The organism is Nibribacter ruber (assembly GCF_009913235.1).
Taxonomy (GTDB): Bacteria; Bacteroidota; Bacteroidia; order Cytophagales; family Hymenobacteraceae; genus Nibribacter; species Nibribacter ruber.
The window spans coordinates 2,517,891-2,532,691 of the sequence record NZ_CP047897.1 but is presented as its reverse complement, the minus strand read 5'-3'; the positions used below and the strand labels follow the sequence as shown (position 1 = coordinate 2,532,691).

Sequence of the window (14,801 nt, the reverse complement as noted above, 5' to 3'; positions counted from 1 at the left end):
TTTCCTTTAGCTTATCCAAGAGGTCTTATGAAACGATTCAATATTATTTGATTCATCAAAGCAAAATAAAAGAATCACTCCTGATGAACCTTCCTCTCCAAGCCTGTTAGTAGTCACATAGAACAGCATGGTATCACTATCTATTTTAGAGATAACCGTATTTGCACAACGGGATTTAGATAGACAATCCAAATTCATTTTGGAACCAGACTTAAAGGGTTTGTCTTCAAACGAGTTGAATATCTCTCCAATCTTGCTCTTGTCTTGATTCCAAAGTTCTTCTGGCGTTACCTTAAGTTTTTTTGCTGTATATAAGGTGGCGAACGAGCCATAACCCCAGCCATCCCTAATCCGGTTGTCAAACTTTAATTCAAATCCTTTAAGTATAGTATTACTTTTTAGGTGCATTAATGCAGCCTCAAGCTGTTGGCATATTAGTTCTTTATTAAGTTTTTCTCCAGCGCCTTGCCTCCCAAAGTTTACTAATGGAGCGAGGAGTAGTAAGAAGATTAGGATAGGTTTTTTCATACTTTACATGTGGCAAAGTGGTAAGGCTAAACGGTGACGACAGCCGTTGGCCGAGATGTCGTTTAGCTCTCGTTAGCGGTAGTATTTTTCTGTAGGTTACCTGTCGTATTTTAATGGCGCTAATGATTAGGCAATTTGATTGCATTTTTTACTCCATCTGTAAACTCAATGAATGAGCGAAGTTCTAGCTTTCCTTTGCTGTTCTGTACAAAAGTTTTTACTGAAGAATCGGGTTCGTGGCTATGTCTAAAATGATAGTAGTTTTTAGCGATAAAATTGTTTGATTCAATCTGGTAAGTTCCACTCACAAAAAGCGTGTCATTCCGCTTGGCTTCTATTATAAGACCTGCTTGGTGCTCACCATTTTGAGAATACAAGGAGAACCAATTGCAATGGTATGATTCATCTTTTAAAAAGACTTTAGCCTTTTTGGTTTTGTAAGTAAACTTGCCAATTTTGATACTGTCCTGTAGAGGTGTAGCATGACAAATCGCAATCCATAAAAATCCCAATGTCGATAGAGTTTTTCTCATAATATTAACCCCAACTATTTGCTAAACAGAATTAAAAAAGGAAAGCCACTTACTACCTATCCAGCTCACCCAAGACAATGTCCACCGAGCCTACAATGGCAACGAGGTCAGAGACCATACAACCTTTGCTGATTTCAGGCAAGACTGATAAATTGGAAAAACACGGCGAGCGGCCTTTGCACCGGAACGGCACATCGGTGCGGCCTGTGGTTCTAAAGAAGTAGCCTAGTTCGCCGCGTGGTGTTTCTGCCCTGAAATAGAAGTCCTGCGCCGTGGGGCGTATCTTTTTGGGGCACATGGCCTGCGGGTCGAAGTCTGGGGTGCGCTTGTGGTCGCCTTCCAGTTTGTCCAGGCACTGCGAAATGATTTTGATGCTCTCATGGCACTCCTGTGCGCGCACGTAGTTTCTATCCCAGCAATCGCCCACGGCGCCAGCCAAGCCCTGCCCAATAGGAATATCAAAGTCCAACTCTGTATAGACTGAATAGCCATCCACCCGGCGCAAATCAAACCGAAGCCCCGAGCCGCGTAGCATAGGGCCCGAGCATCCGTAATTGATGGCCACGTCTAAGGGCAAAGTACCCACGTTGGCGGTTCGGTCAATGAAGATTTTATTCTGAAGCAGGAGCGTGTCCAGTTCGGTGAGCTTGGGCAGGAGGTACTGGATGAATTCGCGGCAGCGCTGTTCAAAGCCCACGGGCAGGTCATAGTACAAACCACCCACCCAGATGTAGTTGTAGAGCATGCGCGCGCCCGTCACCCACTCCAGCAGACGCTGAATGTGCTCACGGTCCCGCAGGAGCCACAGAAACGGCGTGAAGGCCCCAATGTCAATGGCGTAGGTGCCAATAGCCAGAAAATGGGAGGCAATGCGGTTGAGCTCGGCCACTAGCACGCGTATGTATTCCACGCGCTTGGGCAGCTGCCCGTCTAGGCCCAGCATCTTTTCCACGGCCATGCACCATACGTGCTCAGAATTCATGGCGGCCAGGTAGTCCATGCGGTCCACGTACGGGATGGACTGCTGATAAGTCAGGGCCTCGGCGTGCTTCTCAAAACAACGGTGCAGGTACCCAATGTGCGGCACCACGTCTACCACCAGCTCGCCGTCTGTCACCACCTCCAGCCGCAGAACTCCGTGCGTGGCCGGGTGTTGCGGACCCATGTTCAAGAGCAGTTCGCCGTGTTGCAGGCTGTCTACGTCAAACTTGTTGGGTTCAGATTGGAGCAGGTACTCTGTGTAGCGCGTGGTGGCCAAAAGATATAATTCGTTTTTAGGCTAATTTCTGGAAAACAGGGCAAAAACGGAAGTGGTTAATTGACCGCCGGTGCCTGGGTGACCAGCCGTTCAATGTCATCATCCGTGTTGATCTTTCTGTCCTTGCCCGCCGATGTCAGTTTAAAACCTTGGTTGGGTAGTAGAGGTTGATACACCACTCGGTTTCCCCAGCTGTCAAAAGTGTTGTTTCTAATCATCGGGTCATTGGCTACCACCTCATTCAAGTGCGCCGGAAGCATAGCCCGCGTTTGATAATACTGCGCAATCTGTCCGCTCAGGCGATTTAATTTCAAGGCGGTGTTGCGTTCTTTGACCATGTTGTAAGTCAATGCATAGACTAGTAGCATCAGTACAAAGCCGCCTACCAGCACTATCATGGACAGCCTGATGACCGGGCCTAGGGTGCGGGTAAAGCTGGCCCAAAAGCCTCTTCGGCCTTCAAAGTTGTTTCTGGTTCTCACGCCAAACAGCAGGGCCAGAAAATCGAACATATTTCTAATCTTTCTCATGAGGGTAGATTCCAATCGTTTTTAACACCATTCTCTTCATTGTGCCGGTCATAGGGCACTTTGATGCCATGGTATTCTGCCGGCCACGTGTAATCTTTCCTGAGCGGATGCCCTTCCCAGTCGGCGGCGCACAGAATGCGCCGCAGGTCTGGGTGGTCTGGAAACGAAATGCCTACCAGATCATAGACTTCGCGCTCATGCCAATCCGCTGACCGCCACACATGACTCACCGTAGGTACGGCGGGCAGATTCTGGTCGGGTAGATTGCGGGGTACCTGTACCTTTAACGCAAAATGGTGGTTGTACGGGATAGAATAGAGGTGATAAATTACTTCCATAGTGCCGGCCTCAGGGCCGTTGTCCACGCCCGTGAGGCAAGAGAGAAAGTCAAAATAGGTCTGTTCCTCGTCATGCAGAAACTCCGCCACCTCAGGCAAAGCCCACACCGCCAACAACGCATAAGACTGCAAAGGATGCACCTCTTCGCCCAAAATTACGGTTGGCCCGAACTGGGTAAGCAACAAGTCTTTGATTTCTGCGAAAGTCATGGCTAGGCGTTTTCTTGGGTCTTCTCCTGGTCCAACAACCGCAACACCGCTCTGGGCGCGGTGATGCTTTCCTTTCTGATGAGTTCCTGCAGTTTCAGGAAGCCGCCAATCAACGCCTCTGGCCTAGGAGGGCAGCCGGGCACGTAGACGTCTACCGGAATGATGCGGTCCACGCCTTTGACCACATGATAGCCGTGCTCCCAGTATGGGCCTCCGCAGTTAGAACAAGAGCCCATGGAGATGACATACCGTGGCTCGGGCATCTGTTCATAGAGGCGGCGGATGCGGTCGGCCATTTTGAAAGTGACGGTGCCGGCCACAATCATTACGTCGCTCTGGCGAGGGGAAGGCCTAGGCAGAATCCCGAACCTGTCCATGTCATAGTTAGAGCCATACGCGCCCATCATCTCAATGGCACAGCAGGCCAGCCCAAATCCCATGGGCCACAGCGCCGACAGCCTGGCCCAGTTGAGCAGGTCATCTAGTTTGGCGATGACTACGCCTCCTTCGCCGGTTTTGTCTGTGGGGAACATGGGGTGCGTTTTTGGGTTGTTTTGCTGAAAAGAGGCTAAAAACGAATGATACTATTTCTTATACTTGTCATTGACCTGCTGGTAGAAACTGCCCGGAATCTTAGAGCGGCTCTTGGGCACCACCGGCTTCGGCTTAATCCAATCCAAATGGCCTTTCACCCACGCGTAGGCCAGGCCCAAGGCCAAGACCAGCACGAAGAAGAACATCTCGGCCACCGCAAACCAACCCCAGGCACCGTCTGTAGCTTCCATCAAATTTTTATCGCCAAACACCACAGCCCATGGGAAGAGAAACACCAGCTCTACTTCAAACAAGAGAAAAACCAGGGCAATCACGTAAAAGCGCGGATTGAAAGCACCCCAGGCGTTGCCCAAAGCCTCCTCCCCCGACTCATAGGTGGCCAGCTTCTCTGAGTTGGGGTTGTTGGGACGCAGTAGCCGGCTGGCAAAAAGCCCGAGCGCCACAAACACCACCCCGCCTATCAGGAAAAGCAGAATCATGCCAAAATCAGAAAAATACAGGTTTGGTGTCATGAGCAGCAGGTCTATACAAAACTAACCCATTTCTTGAGAAGTGTCCAGTAAATATGCTAGCGGGCCGGGCTGTGTAACCTTTTTGGAGAGCCGGGGTTAAGAAAATATTGCCCAATGCCTATCTACCCATCAAACTATTTTCTATGCTAACAGGAGTTGTCAACGCCCCAGAAATAAACACCAAACACGGCTGGCTCAACACAGACCGCTCCTACACTCTCAAAGATTTCAGGGGAAAGATTGTGCTGTTGGATTTCTGGACCTACGGGTGCATCAACTGTCAGCACCTCATGCCAGACTTGCACCGTCTGGAAAGAGAATACCCCAATGAACTGGTCATCATAGGCGTGCATTCGGCTAAGTTCACCGCCGAGAAAAGCCACGAGGCCATCAAGCAGGCCATTTTGAAGTTTGGCATTACGCACCCGGTGGTCAATGACGCAGACTTTGAGGTCTGGAAACACTACGCCGTCAACGCCTGGCCCACCGTAGTACTCATAGACCCAAATGGCAAGGTGATTGGCCAGAAGGCGGGCGAGGGCATCTATGACATCATCAAACCGCACCTAGACCAACTGATCAAGGACTTCGGGGACCAAATCAACCGCGAACCGTTCCTGTTTACCCCAGAGCAGGCCGAAGCCCAAGTGCTTAAGTTTCCCTCTAAGCTCATCGCAGACCCAGAAGGCAACCTATACTTGTCAGACAGTGGCCATCACCGCATTCTTAAACTTTCTACCACCGGGCAGATACTGGAAATCATTGGCGCTGGCCAAGCCGGATTTACAAATGGTCCCTACGCGCAAGTCACCTTCAATGAACCGCACGGCTTGGCTTTGCACGGCCAAACGCTGTACGTGGCAGACGCCAAAAACAACGCCATTAGAGCCGTTAACCTAGAAACGCAGGAAGTAACCACTCTGGCTGGCACCGGAGAGCTGAGTTATTACTTCTTTGATGACCAACTGGGCGCTACTGTATTGCCAAATAGCCCTTGGGATTTACTCCTAGACAATAACCAACTCTACATTGCCAGCGCCGGCAATCACCAGATTCTGCGTCTGGATCTAGGGACAAACCAGCTTCTGCGTTTCGCTGGCACCGGTCGCGAGGCCCTGGCAGACGGTTCCCTGCGCGAAGCCGCCTTCAACCAGCCTAGCGGCCTTACCTTGCATGACCGCACCCTTTACATAGCAGACCCAGAAGCCAGCGCCGTGCGGGCCTTAGACCTGGACAAAGCCAGCGTCACCACCTTGATTGGCCGCGGCCTCTTTGAGTTTGGCGATGAGGACGGTTATTTTGACGAAGCCTACCTCCAACACTGCATGGGCCTCACCTACCACAATGGCCTTCTCTACTTAGCCGACACCTACAACGGTAAAATCAAAGTATTAGACCTTGAGAAACAACAGATCCATACCCTACTGAACGGACTCCAAGAACCCAATGACGTCTTGGTGCACCAAGGTTCTCTCTGGGTCACCAATACCAACGCCCACCAACTTTTGAGAGTAAACCTGGAGACTGGGGCGAAGGAAGTAGTAGAAGTAAAAGGATAACCGATACTTCCTGCTGATCCGTTTTTGGCCCGTTTTCTGGAAAGTAGGCCAAAAACATATTTTTTGTATAATCCGTTTATGAAACTGTACATTTAGCGATATATCCTTTTCAATCCAAGGAAGAGCATAATCTGTAAAATCAGTACACACACACACACACACAACGAATATCCCAGAGAAAAGCGCCTCTCCTGCAGCCAATTTGCTATTGGGTAGTTAGCAAGCTTCTTCCTACACTTTATAGGTAACGTACTCAGAAAATGGCTGCAATACCCAATCAAGACAATTACCTGGCTAACCATTACATCCACAGAAGCAACTGGTTAAGGGCGGCGGTATTGGGTGCCAATGACGGCATCATCTCCATTGCCAGCCTTGCCATAGGCATTGCCACCGCCAGCACCACCAGAGAACCCATTGTCTTGGCAACGGTGGCTGGCTTGGTAGCCGGCGCACTGTCTATGGCCGCCGGTGAATACGTCTCTGTAAGCTCACAGACAGACGTAGAAAACTCTGACATTGCCAGGGAGAAGGTGGAGCTACAAGAAATGCCAGAAGTAGAGTTGCAGCGACTAGCGGAGATTTATGAGAAAAGGGGCCTTCAAAAAGAAACTGCCTTGCAGGTGGCCAAAGAACTCACGGCCGTTGACGCCCTGGGGGCACACGTTAGGGATGAATTGGGAATAAATGACATGAACCAGGCAAAACCAATCCAAGCGGCCCTGGCTTCTGGTGGAGCATTTCTTGGCGGGGGCACCATGCCGCTGCTGGGAGCGTTTTTTTTACCCATCCACCAGATGGAGTATTACCTCTACGGCCTGTCCATTCTGTTTTTGTCAGTGTTAGGAGTGGTAGCCGCCAAAACGGGAGGCTCTAGCGTGGCAAAGGCAATCCTGCGGGTTACTTTCTGGGGAACGGTGGCCATGGTCCTGACAGCAGCAGTAGGGTATGTGTTTGGCGTCAATCTTTAAACTGAACAGCGCATAACGGAACGTACGCACACCCCGGTAGGTGAGTGTATTGTTGACGCAGTGTCCTTGCAGACCGGTCAGCTTCGGGTGCTCTATTCTGCTGGTGGCCAGTTAGCCGGAATTGGAGACGGTGAAATCAGGCTAGATTAAAAAGGGGAATCACCAATAGAAGGTATTGAATCATTCAGTATATAAGCAGAAGTGCAATAGAAGTATGGATAAGGACCCTTCCATGAAACTAGACATTTATATCAATTACCCAGGGCATTGCGAAGAAGCTTTCAGGTTTTATGAGGAGCATCTGGGCGGAAAAATAAACCTGATGCTGGCGCACCAGCAAGTGCCACCCCACTTCCCGAAAGACTGGAAGAAACCCATTCTTCATGCCATCATGGAAATAGGCGGCACTACTGTCAGGGGCGCAGATGTTGTAGGGGCAGAGCCCATGCGCAGCGCCTACCTCACCCTTAAGCTGGATACGCCTGAGCAAGCAGAACAAATTTATGACCTGCTCTCTAAGGATGGTGGAGAAGTCTTCATGAAGATGGAAAAGACCTTCTTTGCTAACAGGTTTGCCATGCTGCGCGACAAGTTTGGCACCTCCTGGATGCTATTGCAGGAAGAGTAACCATGTCCAAAGCAAGTCCAACTGACGGGCTAACCACTAACGCAGAAAAGTGACTAAAACTTCAATGCGCCCATTCCTGAAAGTAGCCACTTACCTCATGAATAGAATTTGTGTCTCCCTGGTTCTAATGTTTGTTTGCATGGCGTGCCGCCGGCCGTGTGGGTTTTATGACGAGGTGGAGCAGGTGCCTGTTGCCCCCTCTGCCGAAGCCTTAGCAGGCATCTACATGCCAGATAATGGCACTGTTAATCGTTTTAAAACTAATGGTCCAGAGAGGCAAGACTACGGCCATATAGAGTTAACCCAAGACAAGAAGTTTATACTGGTCAATACGTCCGGCTTGGTTGTAGGTGAGAGTAGAAATAGGATAGTCTCTGACACTGGCAAGCTGGAGTTATCTCTCGATTCAGTTTCAGGAACGCAAGATATTTCTGTGCTATACCAAGCCGGCGGACAGCTTAACGGGAAAGGAGACGGCCAAATAAGGCTATATAAAAAAGACGGGAAGCTGGTGTTGTTCAAATACACAAACGACCCTGACCAATGTGAGTACGTCATGTATGAAAAGCAGTAGCTATAAAAATGTATTCAGCGTTTTTAGCCTCTTTTCCAGAAAACAAGCCAAAAACGCTTCTCACCTTACACCACCAAACTCAAAGGTTGACTAGCACTTGCCTTCACGCGCAGGGCCTGTTGCAGATGGCGCTGCTCATGCAGAACCACAAACTCCAGCGCCTCGCCTAGGCGCAATTTCAACAAAGGAAAGAACTCCACCGGCAAAGCTTTCTTGTTCAAATCTACAGTGGCCGCTCTAGAAAGCAATTGCAGAAGCCTGTCTTGGTGTTGCAGAAATTCGTCCAGTACTGCTTTGCTGAGTTGGCTGTTGTGCGGGTTCATGCGTTGCAATGTCTTGTGCTTTTTGGCGCTAGCTGGATTCACCATCTCCAAAGACTTCTTCCCAAACCAAGAATACTTCACCACTTCATCAGAACCGGCGGCCGGTACTTGGGCAATAGCCTTCTCAAACGCGGGCAGGTAAAAGCGGCTGTAGCGGTTTAGGTGTTCCAGGCATTCTAAGATGCTCCAACTGGCAGGCTGGGGCTTGAAGTTGAGCGCGGCAGCATCTAGAGGCAGAAACTCAGATTGCACGGTGGCTTTTACGTGCTGGACGCGGTCCTGTAATTGGGTGATGAAGGTGTGGGTTTCCATGGCAGTATCTTTTTTTACCAAAGGTAGAGGGCCTATAAGTTGGAATCCTTGATGCAAATCAATATCTCCGGATGCGGCTCAGGGTCTCTGGCGTCATGCGCAGGTAGGAGGCAATGTACTTTAAGGGCACCAGTTGGAAGATGTGCGGACTTCGGGCCAAGAGGCGGTCCAGGCGCTGTTGCGGGTCAAGGAGCTGCAAGTCAATCTCGCGTTCCATCTTGCCCACTAAAGCTTTCTCCAGTTCATGCCGCCAGAATTTTCCAAACACGGGACGTTCCTCCTGCAAAGCATAAAAATCCGTCCTTGAAATCGCCAGCAACTCGCTCTTTTTCAAAGCCTGTATGCAGTACGTAGACGGCATCTGCGTGACCAAAGACGGGAAGGCGGTGATGAGCGTATTGGCGTACGCAAAGCCCACGCAGATGTCCTCTTCGGGCGTGGGGTAATACAGCCTGAATGCGCCGCTCAACACAAAATACAGATGCTGCTCCACCTGGCCTTCGCGTATAAGAAAATCATGGCGCTTCACCTGCACCTGCTTTTTCCAGAGCGGCACGAAGACGGCCACATCGTCTTCAGAAAAATAAGGCACTTGGCGTAAAAGGGAGGCCAGCATAGAAAGGCGTTTTTGGGCTAATTTCCAGAAAACAGGCCAAAAACGCCCCCGGAACTATTGCCGGTGCTAAATGGCTTCTACTATAGCGGGGAGAACGGTAGAATCTGTGTTTCTTTCCGTAAATTTAAAAGCTGAACACAGATGCGCAAGCCCTTAGGGCAGAATGCAGGTGCATCTGGCGTTCTTTCTCCTGATTCTTGTGTCTTACAACTATGGCATTACTATTTAACGATTTCGCGAGCTGGGGCAAACATTGCGCAGAAACCGGCGAACCGCTCTGGCAGGCCGTCCTCACCTATGAGATAGAGCAGAAAGGCCGCTCTGAAGAAGTCATCTGGGACGGGCTGGCCCGCGCCTATGACGTCATGCGCGACGCCGTGCACACCGGCCTCACAGATGACATGACCTCCCGCTCGGGCATGATCAACAACGGCGCAAAGAAAGTGGCCAAAGCTCCTGTGACCGTGCTGTCGCCTGAGTTCCAAATGCTGATTAGCCGGGCCTTGGGTGCCAAGGAAGTGAACTCCTGCATGGGCCGCGTGGTAGCCGCCCCAACAGCCGGTGCCTCTGGCATCTTGCCGGGCATCTTAACCACCATCCAGGACCTGCACAAACTAGACGACCGTAAAATCCACGAAGGCCTTTTAATAGCCGCTGGCATTGCCCTCATCATTGAAACCAACGCCTCTCTGGCTGGCGCCGTGGGCGGTTGCCAAGCCGAGACCGGTAGTGCCGCCGCCATGGGCGCGGGTGCCATTGTGTATTGCCTGGGCGGCAACGTAGACCAGGTTTTTGCCGCCGTGGCCGTGACCATTCAATGCATGCTGGGCTTGATTTGTGATCCGGTGGCTGGTCTGGTAGAAGTGCCCTGCGTAGTGCGCAACGCCAGCGCCGCCGCCATTGCCTTCTCCAGCGCCCAGATTGCCATTGCCGGCGTCAACCCGGTTATTCCGGTGGACCAGTGCGTGATGGCCCTGGGTGAGGTAGGTCAAAGCATGGAAACCAAATACAAAGAAACCGCTCTCGGTGGCCTCGCCAACACGCCCAAAGGCAGAGAAATAGAGAATATGGTGCTGGTGCAAGACGTAGAAATCCTGCCAGACGAAGACTAGCGTTTAGTCGCGAGTCTTGAGTCTAGAGTCGCGAGTCAAACATTTTTTGCAAAGAGCGTTTTTGGTCAGTTTTCTTGAAAACAGACCAAAAACGCTCTTTTTATTTCTTCCCGCGCCAGCGCATAAACGCATTGCAACTCCTCTTCCATCAATCCGCCAGCCCTTGACCTCGGGCAAAGAGACTGGTCAGTTTAAGTCTCTTTTCACGAGGGAGAAAGTAATGGCCGGGCAACTGGCAACGGCGTAAGCCCACCATGAAACGAATCACTTCTCACGGTGCGCCTCTTTGATCCCCCGGCCTGTCCGAGCGTTCAGCGAGTTTCTTCTCTTCTTGATTCTTTTGGTTAGGTTGAGCATCAAGGAGAAAAGTGACAAACGCGGGCAGAAAGTAAAAGAAGAAAGACTGGTAAGGAGGAAGTTGAGAGGCAGAAGTATGACCTGCCTGTGTAGACACCCCTCTTTTGAGCTACGCTCGCTGCCTCAAACTCCCGTTTGGCCAATCCTCAAGGGGAGAATCTGCATTTAGCCAAGGATATTTGACTAAGGCCTCAGAACTCGTGACGAATAAAATTAATAATTGGGAATATCCTCCACCCCGCGTTTGGTCAGCAGCAAGCCCAGCATCATCAAGAGACTCGTCAAGATGACCACGAAGAACAAGACGCCTTCGCCCAGGCCTGGTATAGAATACTGCGCCGGAATGCTGTAGAAGAGCAGGATGGTGATGAGGCCCCTGGGGGCAATGAACAGTTCTGGGATGAGCGGCGTACGGGCCACGTACTGCAAATACAGAAAACGCACCAGCAGCGTGATGGAGAAAATGGTAAAGCCCAGCACCCAGACATCCAGCTCGTAGAGTTCCTCCAGTTGAATGGAAAACCCGAACAGCAGGAAAAAGAACGTCCTTATCACAAAGGCACTCTCGCCGTTGATCTGTTTCAACTGCTTTAATTCTTCGCCCAGATTGCCCACGTGCAGGTACTTGGCCATCTTGCCTTTCACGAACAGCGCGGCGTTGTTGAGCATCAGGCCAAAGACCAGCACCATGAGCAGCGAAGACAAGTGCATCTTCTTACCCACAGCGTACAGCAGAATCAATAGCGCAATGATGAGGAAGAACTTGATGTGCGTCTTGATCTTGTCCAGGAAGAAGAGCAGCACCAGGCAGCAAAGAATAGAAATGGCCAGAATGGTGAAAATGTCCACGCCCAAGCCCACAAAAGACCCGAAGCTGATCTGCTCATTCTGCACCGCAAAGTTGAACACCATAATACCAATGATGTCTGAGAACGTGGCCTCATAGACAATGAATTCGCGCTTTTCTGGCGTAAGGTTAGATACGCTGGGGATGGCAATAGCACTACTGATCACCGCCAGCGGAATGGCATTGATTAGTGCCACCTTGTAATCTACCCCCAGCCAGTAATGCACAAAAAGCGCAATGAGCGCCGCCGTAATGAGCAGGGTGAGTGTGGCCGTGATCAATGATTTCTGAATAAGCGGAAGCTTCTCCCGGGACAATTCCAGGTCCAGGGCGCCTTCCAGCACAATCAGGATAAGGCCAATGATGCCAAAGAGTTCTAAGATGTTGCGCAGCGGCGGCGTGGTTACGCCAAAATACGTGCTGACCAGCTGCAACACAATGCCCGTGGTCAGCAGCATCACCACAGAAGGAATCTTGGTGCGTTTAGACAGAATATCAAACAGATACGAGACCACCACCAGGCTGCTCAGGATAATCAGAAAAGTATAGGCATCTATAATCATGCAGTCAATGTTACGTGAAAGCGCCGGCGGGCGCCCAAAAAGAACGGATAAGATACGAAATGCCTTTCAGTTTCAACTAAAACCCGCGCTTGCATAGGGGAAACTACGCCGCCGCCGGTCTATGAGAGAGTACGGCTCTGGTCAGGATTAGTAGAACCTAAGGTGCTTCCGTTGAGCACGTTCAAACCCCAGAATCGTTTTTTGCCAGTTTTCATAGAATTACCCTAAAACTACCCAACGCATGTCATCAAGAAAGTTTTCCTTAGTAAGTGTCTTTTTGTTGGCAGCCGCGCTGACTGCCTGTTCTGTGCCCGAAATGCAGGTGAGCCAGAGTTTTAAAGAAAAAGCCACAGAACTGCCCGTAGAAGGCCGCAAGGTCCTGCGCATGAACCTTCTGGGCAAGGAGAAAGGGTTTAGGTTTGGGCCGTACCAGTTGCAGGAAATCCAGCGGGGCTGGACCAGCAGGGCTAATCCCCAGGATGCCTTCTGGCTGAAACTGTCTGAGGCTTACCAGCGGTACTCTTTTGCGGTGCAAGACACCGTGCAGCAGAAAACCAGTTTTGTACTGGCGGCCGCCCTGTATAAATCGGCTTCGGTGGAGGTAGAAGGAGCGCCCGCGTCACTAAAAGAGGAGACCGAGTTTTTGCAGGCGCAGTTCAAGTCGCCGGAGAGCGGCGTGTGGCAGCTGTCCCTGGCAGATCCTGGTAGTTACCTGCAGCGCGTGCAGTTTCAGGGTAGTCTGGCTAACGGCCAGCAGAGCATTGAGATACAGCCTATCTATAAATGGAAGGGAATGTCTATTCCATCTGGTGATAACCTGGGCTACGAGTTCTCTGTCAACGGCGAGATTCTAGCCACCGTGCAAATCTCCAACTCGGGCAAAGTCTGGCTGAAACAAGGCCTGAGCCCAGACCTGCAGATGGTACTGGCCAGCGCCTGCAGTTCTCTGCTGCTGTATGACAAGCTTGGCGCGGGAGAGTAATTTTTCTGCCTACAATCCTTCTCATTTACTGCTAGTTACCGCCTCGGTTTTCGTTAAAAAACGGGAAAGCTGGGGCGGTTTCTGTATGTTTGCGCACTTTTTATCCACCGCTATACAATTTGCGCTTTTCTAGCGTTACCCAGACACTAATTTTAAGACAGATGCTGCTGCATCTCTGCCTGTTATGAGAAACTTTTTTTGGTGGTGTGCCGGCGCCGATGATCACATTCTGGCACAGTGCCCCAAATCTGAACACATTAAATTTGGCGGTATTGGCGCCACCGTTCTGTTCACCGGCATCCTGGCCGCACTCTCCGGGGGCTACGCCCTCTACACCGTTTTTGACTCTGTTCCGTTTGCCGTGGCGTTTGGTTTCTTGTGGGGCGCTGTCATCTTCAACCTGGACCGCTTCATTGTCTCCACGCTTAGAAAAGAAGGTAAGTTTGGCCGCGAGTTTCTGCAGGTGCTGCCGCGTATCTTGCTTGCCTTGGTCTTGGCTATTGTCATTTCCAAACCGTTGGAGCTGCGCATCTTCCAGAAGGAAATTGACAGCGTGCTCATGGAAAAAAAGGCCGAGCTGGCCCTGGAGCACCAAAAGCTGGTAAACAAGCAATTCACCGAGACCGACTCTGTGCGCAAGGACATTGACCGCCTCAAAACCGAAATCGCCACCAAGTCTGCCCAGCGCGACACGCTCTACACCCAGATGAGCGCTGAAAGCGATGGCACCGGCGGTACCAAGAAGATTGGCCGCGGCCCCATCTACACCGAAAAGAAAGCCCAGCACGACAAGATTGACCTGGAACTAAAGCAACTGCAGGAGCAGACCAACCAACTCATTGCCGAACGCCAGAAACGTATTGACACCCTCACCGCCCAACGCGACAAGAGCATTGCCCAAGGCAAAGAACGCTTTGATGATTACGGCGGCCTAATGGCGCGCATTGAGGCCATGGAGAAATTGCCGCTGCTGCCCAGCCTCTTCATCACGCTATTATTTATCTGCTTAGAAACGGCGCCCATCTTCTCCAAACTCATCTCCAAGCGTGGGCCTTATGATGATTTGCTGCGCGATGTAGAATCTACCGTAGAACTGGACAGCCTGGAGAAACTGGAAAGCCGCCGCCGCGAATATGACACCCGCAAAGCCATTGAAGACGCCGGCAAAGAGGCCCGCATGGAACATTACAGCTACAACCGCCGCGAGATGGTGAAAGCAGACGCCGACGTAGACCTGGAACTAGCCCGCACCAACACGCAGGCTCGCTTAAAAACCGGCAAAGAGAAAATACGCCGCGAGACGGATGCTTATATGGATTTGGTGTAACCGCCTTGCTGTGGAAAAGCCCATGCTTTGAAGAAAAAGCCGCTCTTACAGGGAGCGGCTTTTTTGTTTATTGGATTTCGTTTTTAGCCTGATTTCCAGAAAACAGGCTAAAATCGGTTAGGCCGTAGATTCTCCCCTTGAGGGAAGCGCAGAGGGGTGTTTGCAT

The 14,801-nt window shown here is 50.9% G+C and carries 17 protein-coding genes; 7 read left to right on the top strand and 10 right to left on the bottom strand.

Annotated elements, in window-relative coordinates; genetic code table 11:
- Positions 1-6: 6 nt before the first annotated feature.
- The 7 genes from GU926_RS10635 to GU926_RS10605 all read right to left on the bottom strand — a co-directional run bounded on the left by GU926_RS10635 (position 7) and on the right by GU926_RS10605 (position 4,464).
- A complete protein-coding gene (locus tag GU926_RS10635; RefSeq protein ID WP_160691654.1) occupies positions 7-528 on the bottom strand; it encodes a hypothetical protein in 522 nt (173 codons plus the stop codon).
- Between the two features lie 119 nt (positions 529-647).
- Positions 648-1,061, bottom strand: coding sequence for a hypothetical protein (locus GU926_RS10630; protein ID WP_160691652.1), 414 nt, complete (start codon positions 1,059-1,061; stop codon positions 648-650).
- Positions 1,062-1,113: 52 nt separating this feature from the next.
- On the bottom strand, positions 1,114-2,292 hold the full coding sequence (locus GU926_RS10625) for an NADH-quinone oxidoreductase subunit D (RefSeq protein ID WP_232058482.1): 1,179 nt from the start codon (positions 2,290-2,292) through the stop codon (positions 1,114-1,116).
- A gap of 83 nt (positions 2,293-2,375) precedes the next feature.
- A complete protein-coding gene (locus GU926_RS10620) occupies positions 2,376-2,849 on the bottom strand; it encodes a hypothetical protein (protein ID WP_160691648.1) in 474 nt (157 codons plus the stop codon).
- Positions 2,846-3,397, bottom strand: a complete 552-nt coding sequence (locus GU926_RS10615) for an NADH-quinone oxidoreductase subunit C (RefSeq protein ID WP_160691646.1) — start codon at positions 3,395-3,397, stop codon at positions 2,846-2,848. Before GU926_RS10615 ends, GU926_RS10620 begins: the two co-directional genes overlap by 4 nt.
- A 2-nt stretch (positions 3,398-3,399) precedes the next feature.
- The gene (nuoB, locus tag GU926_RS10610) at positions 3,400-3,930 is read right to left on the bottom strand and encodes an NADH-quinone oxidoreductase subunit NuoB (RefSeq protein ID WP_160691643.1); all 531 of its coding nucleotides are present in this window, start codon (positions 3,928-3,930) and stop codon (positions 3,400-3,402) included.
- A 51-nt stretch (positions 3,931-3,981) separates the two neighbouring features.
- A complete protein-coding gene (locus GU926_RS10605; protein WP_160691641.1) occupies positions 3,982-4,464 on the bottom strand; it encodes an NADH-quinone oxidoreductase subunit A in 483 nt (160 codons plus the stop codon).
- A gap of 143 nt (positions 4,465-4,607) precedes the next feature.
- Here GU926_RS10605 and GU926_RS10600 point away from each other — a divergent pair, with 143 nt between their 5' ends.
- From GU926_RS10600 to GU926_RS10585, 4 genes are all read left to right on the top strand, one after another.
- A complete protein-coding gene (locus tag GU926_RS10600) occupies positions 4,608-6,023 on the top strand; it encodes a thioredoxin-like domain-containing protein (protein ID WP_160691639.1) in 1,416 nt (471 codons plus the stop codon).
- Between the two features lie 260 nt (positions 6,024-6,283).
- Entirely contained in the window at positions 6,284-6,994 is a 711-nt protein-coding gene (locus tag GU926_RS10595; RefSeq protein ID WP_160691637.1) for a VIT1/CCC1 transporter family protein, read from the top strand.
- A 214-nt stretch (positions 6,995-7,208) separates the two neighbouring features.
- Positions 7,209-7,622 carry a VOC family protein gene (locus tag GU926_RS10590; protein WP_160691635.1) on the top strand — a complete coding sequence of 138 codons (414 nt, stop codon included), beginning with the start codon at positions 7,209-7,211 and terminating at the stop codon, positions 7,620-7,622.
- Between the two features lie 64 nt (positions 7,623-7,686).
- Positions 7,687-8,196, top strand: coding sequence for a hypothetical protein (locus tag GU926_RS10585; RefSeq protein ID WP_160691633.1), 510 nt, complete (start codon positions 7,687-7,689; stop codon positions 8,194-8,196).
- Positions 8,197-8,261: 65 nt separating this feature from the next.
- On the opposite strand, the gene GU926_RS10580 is transcribed toward GU926_RS10585, so the two are convergent.
- Positions 8,262-8,831: a DinB family protein gene (locus tag GU926_RS10580; RefSeq protein ID WP_160691631.1), complete on the bottom strand. Its 570-nt coding sequence runs from the start codon at positions 8,829-8,831 to the stop codon at positions 8,262-8,264.
- 58 nt (positions 8,832-8,889) lie between these two features.
- Positions 8,890-9,447 carry a Crp/Fnr family transcriptional regulator gene (locus tag GU926_RS10575; RefSeq protein ID WP_160691629.1) on the bottom strand — a complete coding sequence of 186 codons (558 nt, stop codon included), beginning with the start codon at positions 9,445-9,447 and terminating at the stop codon, positions 8,890-8,892.
- Positions 9,448-9,659: 212 nt separating this feature from the next.
- Here GU926_RS10575 and sdaAA point away from each other — a divergent pair, with 212 nt between their 5' ends.
- A complete protein-coding gene (sdaAA, locus tag GU926_RS10570) occupies positions 9,660-10,559 on the top strand; it encodes an L-serine ammonia-lyase, iron-sulfur-dependent, subunit alpha (RefSeq protein ID WP_160691627.1) in 900 nt (299 codons plus the stop codon).
- Between the two features lie 570 nt (positions 10,560-11,129).
- On the opposite strand, the gene GU926_RS10565 is transcribed toward sdaAA, so the two are convergent.
- Positions 11,130-12,326, bottom strand: a complete 1,197-nt coding sequence (locus tag GU926_RS10565) for a cation:proton antiporter domain-containing protein (protein WP_160691625.1) — start codon at positions 12,324-12,326, stop codon at positions 11,130-11,132.
- A 241-nt stretch (positions 12,327-12,567) separates the two neighbouring features.
- Here GU926_RS10565 and GU926_RS10560 point away from each other — a divergent pair, with 241 nt between their 5' ends.
- Positions 12,568-13,308, top strand: a complete 741-nt coding sequence (locus GU926_RS10560; protein WP_160691623.1) for a hypothetical protein — start codon at positions 12,568-12,570, stop codon at positions 13,306-13,308.
- A 184-nt stretch (positions 13,309-13,492) separates the two neighbouring features.
- Complete coding sequence (locus tag GU926_RS10555; RefSeq protein WP_160691621.1) at positions 13,493-14,635, top strand: DUF4407 domain-containing protein; 1,143 nt, start codon at positions 13,493-13,495, stop codon at positions 14,633-14,635.
- The last annotated feature ends 166 nt before the right edge of the window (positions 14,636-14,801 follow it).

What these genes read in the sequence shown, in the direction of transcription:
- GU926_RS10555 (WP_160691621.1), top strand. Translation starts at nt 13,493, where the DNA reads ATGAGAAACTTTTTTTGGTGGTGTGCCGGCGCCGATGATCACATTCTG.
- GU926_RS10635 (WP_160691654.1), bottom strand. Translation starts at nt 528, where the DNA reads ATGAAAAAACCTATCCTAATCTTCTTACTACTCCTCGCTCCATTAGTA.
- GU926_RS10620 (WP_160691648.1), bottom strand. Translation starts at nt 2,849, where the DNA reads ATGAGAAAGATTAGAAATATGTTCGATTTTCTGGCCCTGCTGTTTGGC.
- GU926_RS10580 (WP_160691631.1), bottom strand. Translation starts at nt 8,831, where the DNA reads ATGGAAACCCACACCTTCATCACCCAATTACAGGACCGCGTCCAGCAC.
- GU926_RS10630 (WP_160691652.1), bottom strand. Translation starts at nt 1,061, where the DNA reads ATGAGAAAAACTCTATCGACATTGGGATTTTTATGGATTGCGATTTGT.
- GU926_RS10600 (WP_160691639.1), top strand. Translation starts at nt 4,608, where the DNA reads ATGCTAACAGGAGTTGTCAACGCCCCAGAAATAAACACCAAACACGGC.
- GU926_RS10575 (WP_160691629.1), bottom strand. Translation starts at nt 9,447, where the DNA reads ATGCTGGCCTCCCTTTTACGCCAAGTGCCTTATTTTTCTGAAGACGAT.
- GU926_RS10615 (WP_160691646.1), bottom strand. Translation starts at nt 3,397, where the DNA reads ATGACTTTCGCAGAAATCAAAGACTTGTTGCTTACCCAGTTCGGGCCA.
- GU926_RS10595 (WP_160691637.1), top strand. Translation starts at nt 6,284, where the DNA reads ATGGCTGCAATACCCAATCAAGACAATTACCTGGCTAACCATTACATC.
- GU926_RS10605 (WP_160691641.1), bottom strand. Translation starts at nt 4,464, where the DNA reads ATGACACCAAACCTGTATTTTTCTGATTTTGGCATGATTCTGCTTTTC.
- GU926_RS10590 (WP_160691635.1), top strand. Translation starts at nt 7,209, where the DNA reads ATGGATAAGGACCCTTCCATGAAACTAGACATTTATATCAATTACCCA.
- sdaAA (WP_160691627.1), top strand. Translation starts at nt 9,660, where the DNA reads ATGGCATTACTATTTAACGATTTCGCGAGCTGGGGCAAACATTGCGCA.
- GU926_RS10560 (WP_160691623.1), top strand. Translation starts at nt 12,568, where the DNA reads ATGTCATCAAGAAAGTTTTCCTTAGTAAGTGTCTTTTTGTTGGCAGCC.
- GU926_RS10585 (WP_160691633.1), top strand. Translation starts at nt 7,687, where the DNA reads ATGCGCCCATTCCTGAAAGTAGCCACTTACCTCATGAATAGAATTTGT.
- GU926_RS10565 (WP_160691625.1), bottom strand. Translation starts at nt 12,326, where the DNA reads ATGATTATAGATGCCTATACTTTTCTGATTATCCTGAGCAGCCTGGTG.
- nuoB (WP_160691643.1), bottom strand. Translation starts at nt 3,930, where the DNA reads ATGTTCCCCACAGACAAAACCGGCGAAGGAGGCGTAGTCATCGCCAAA.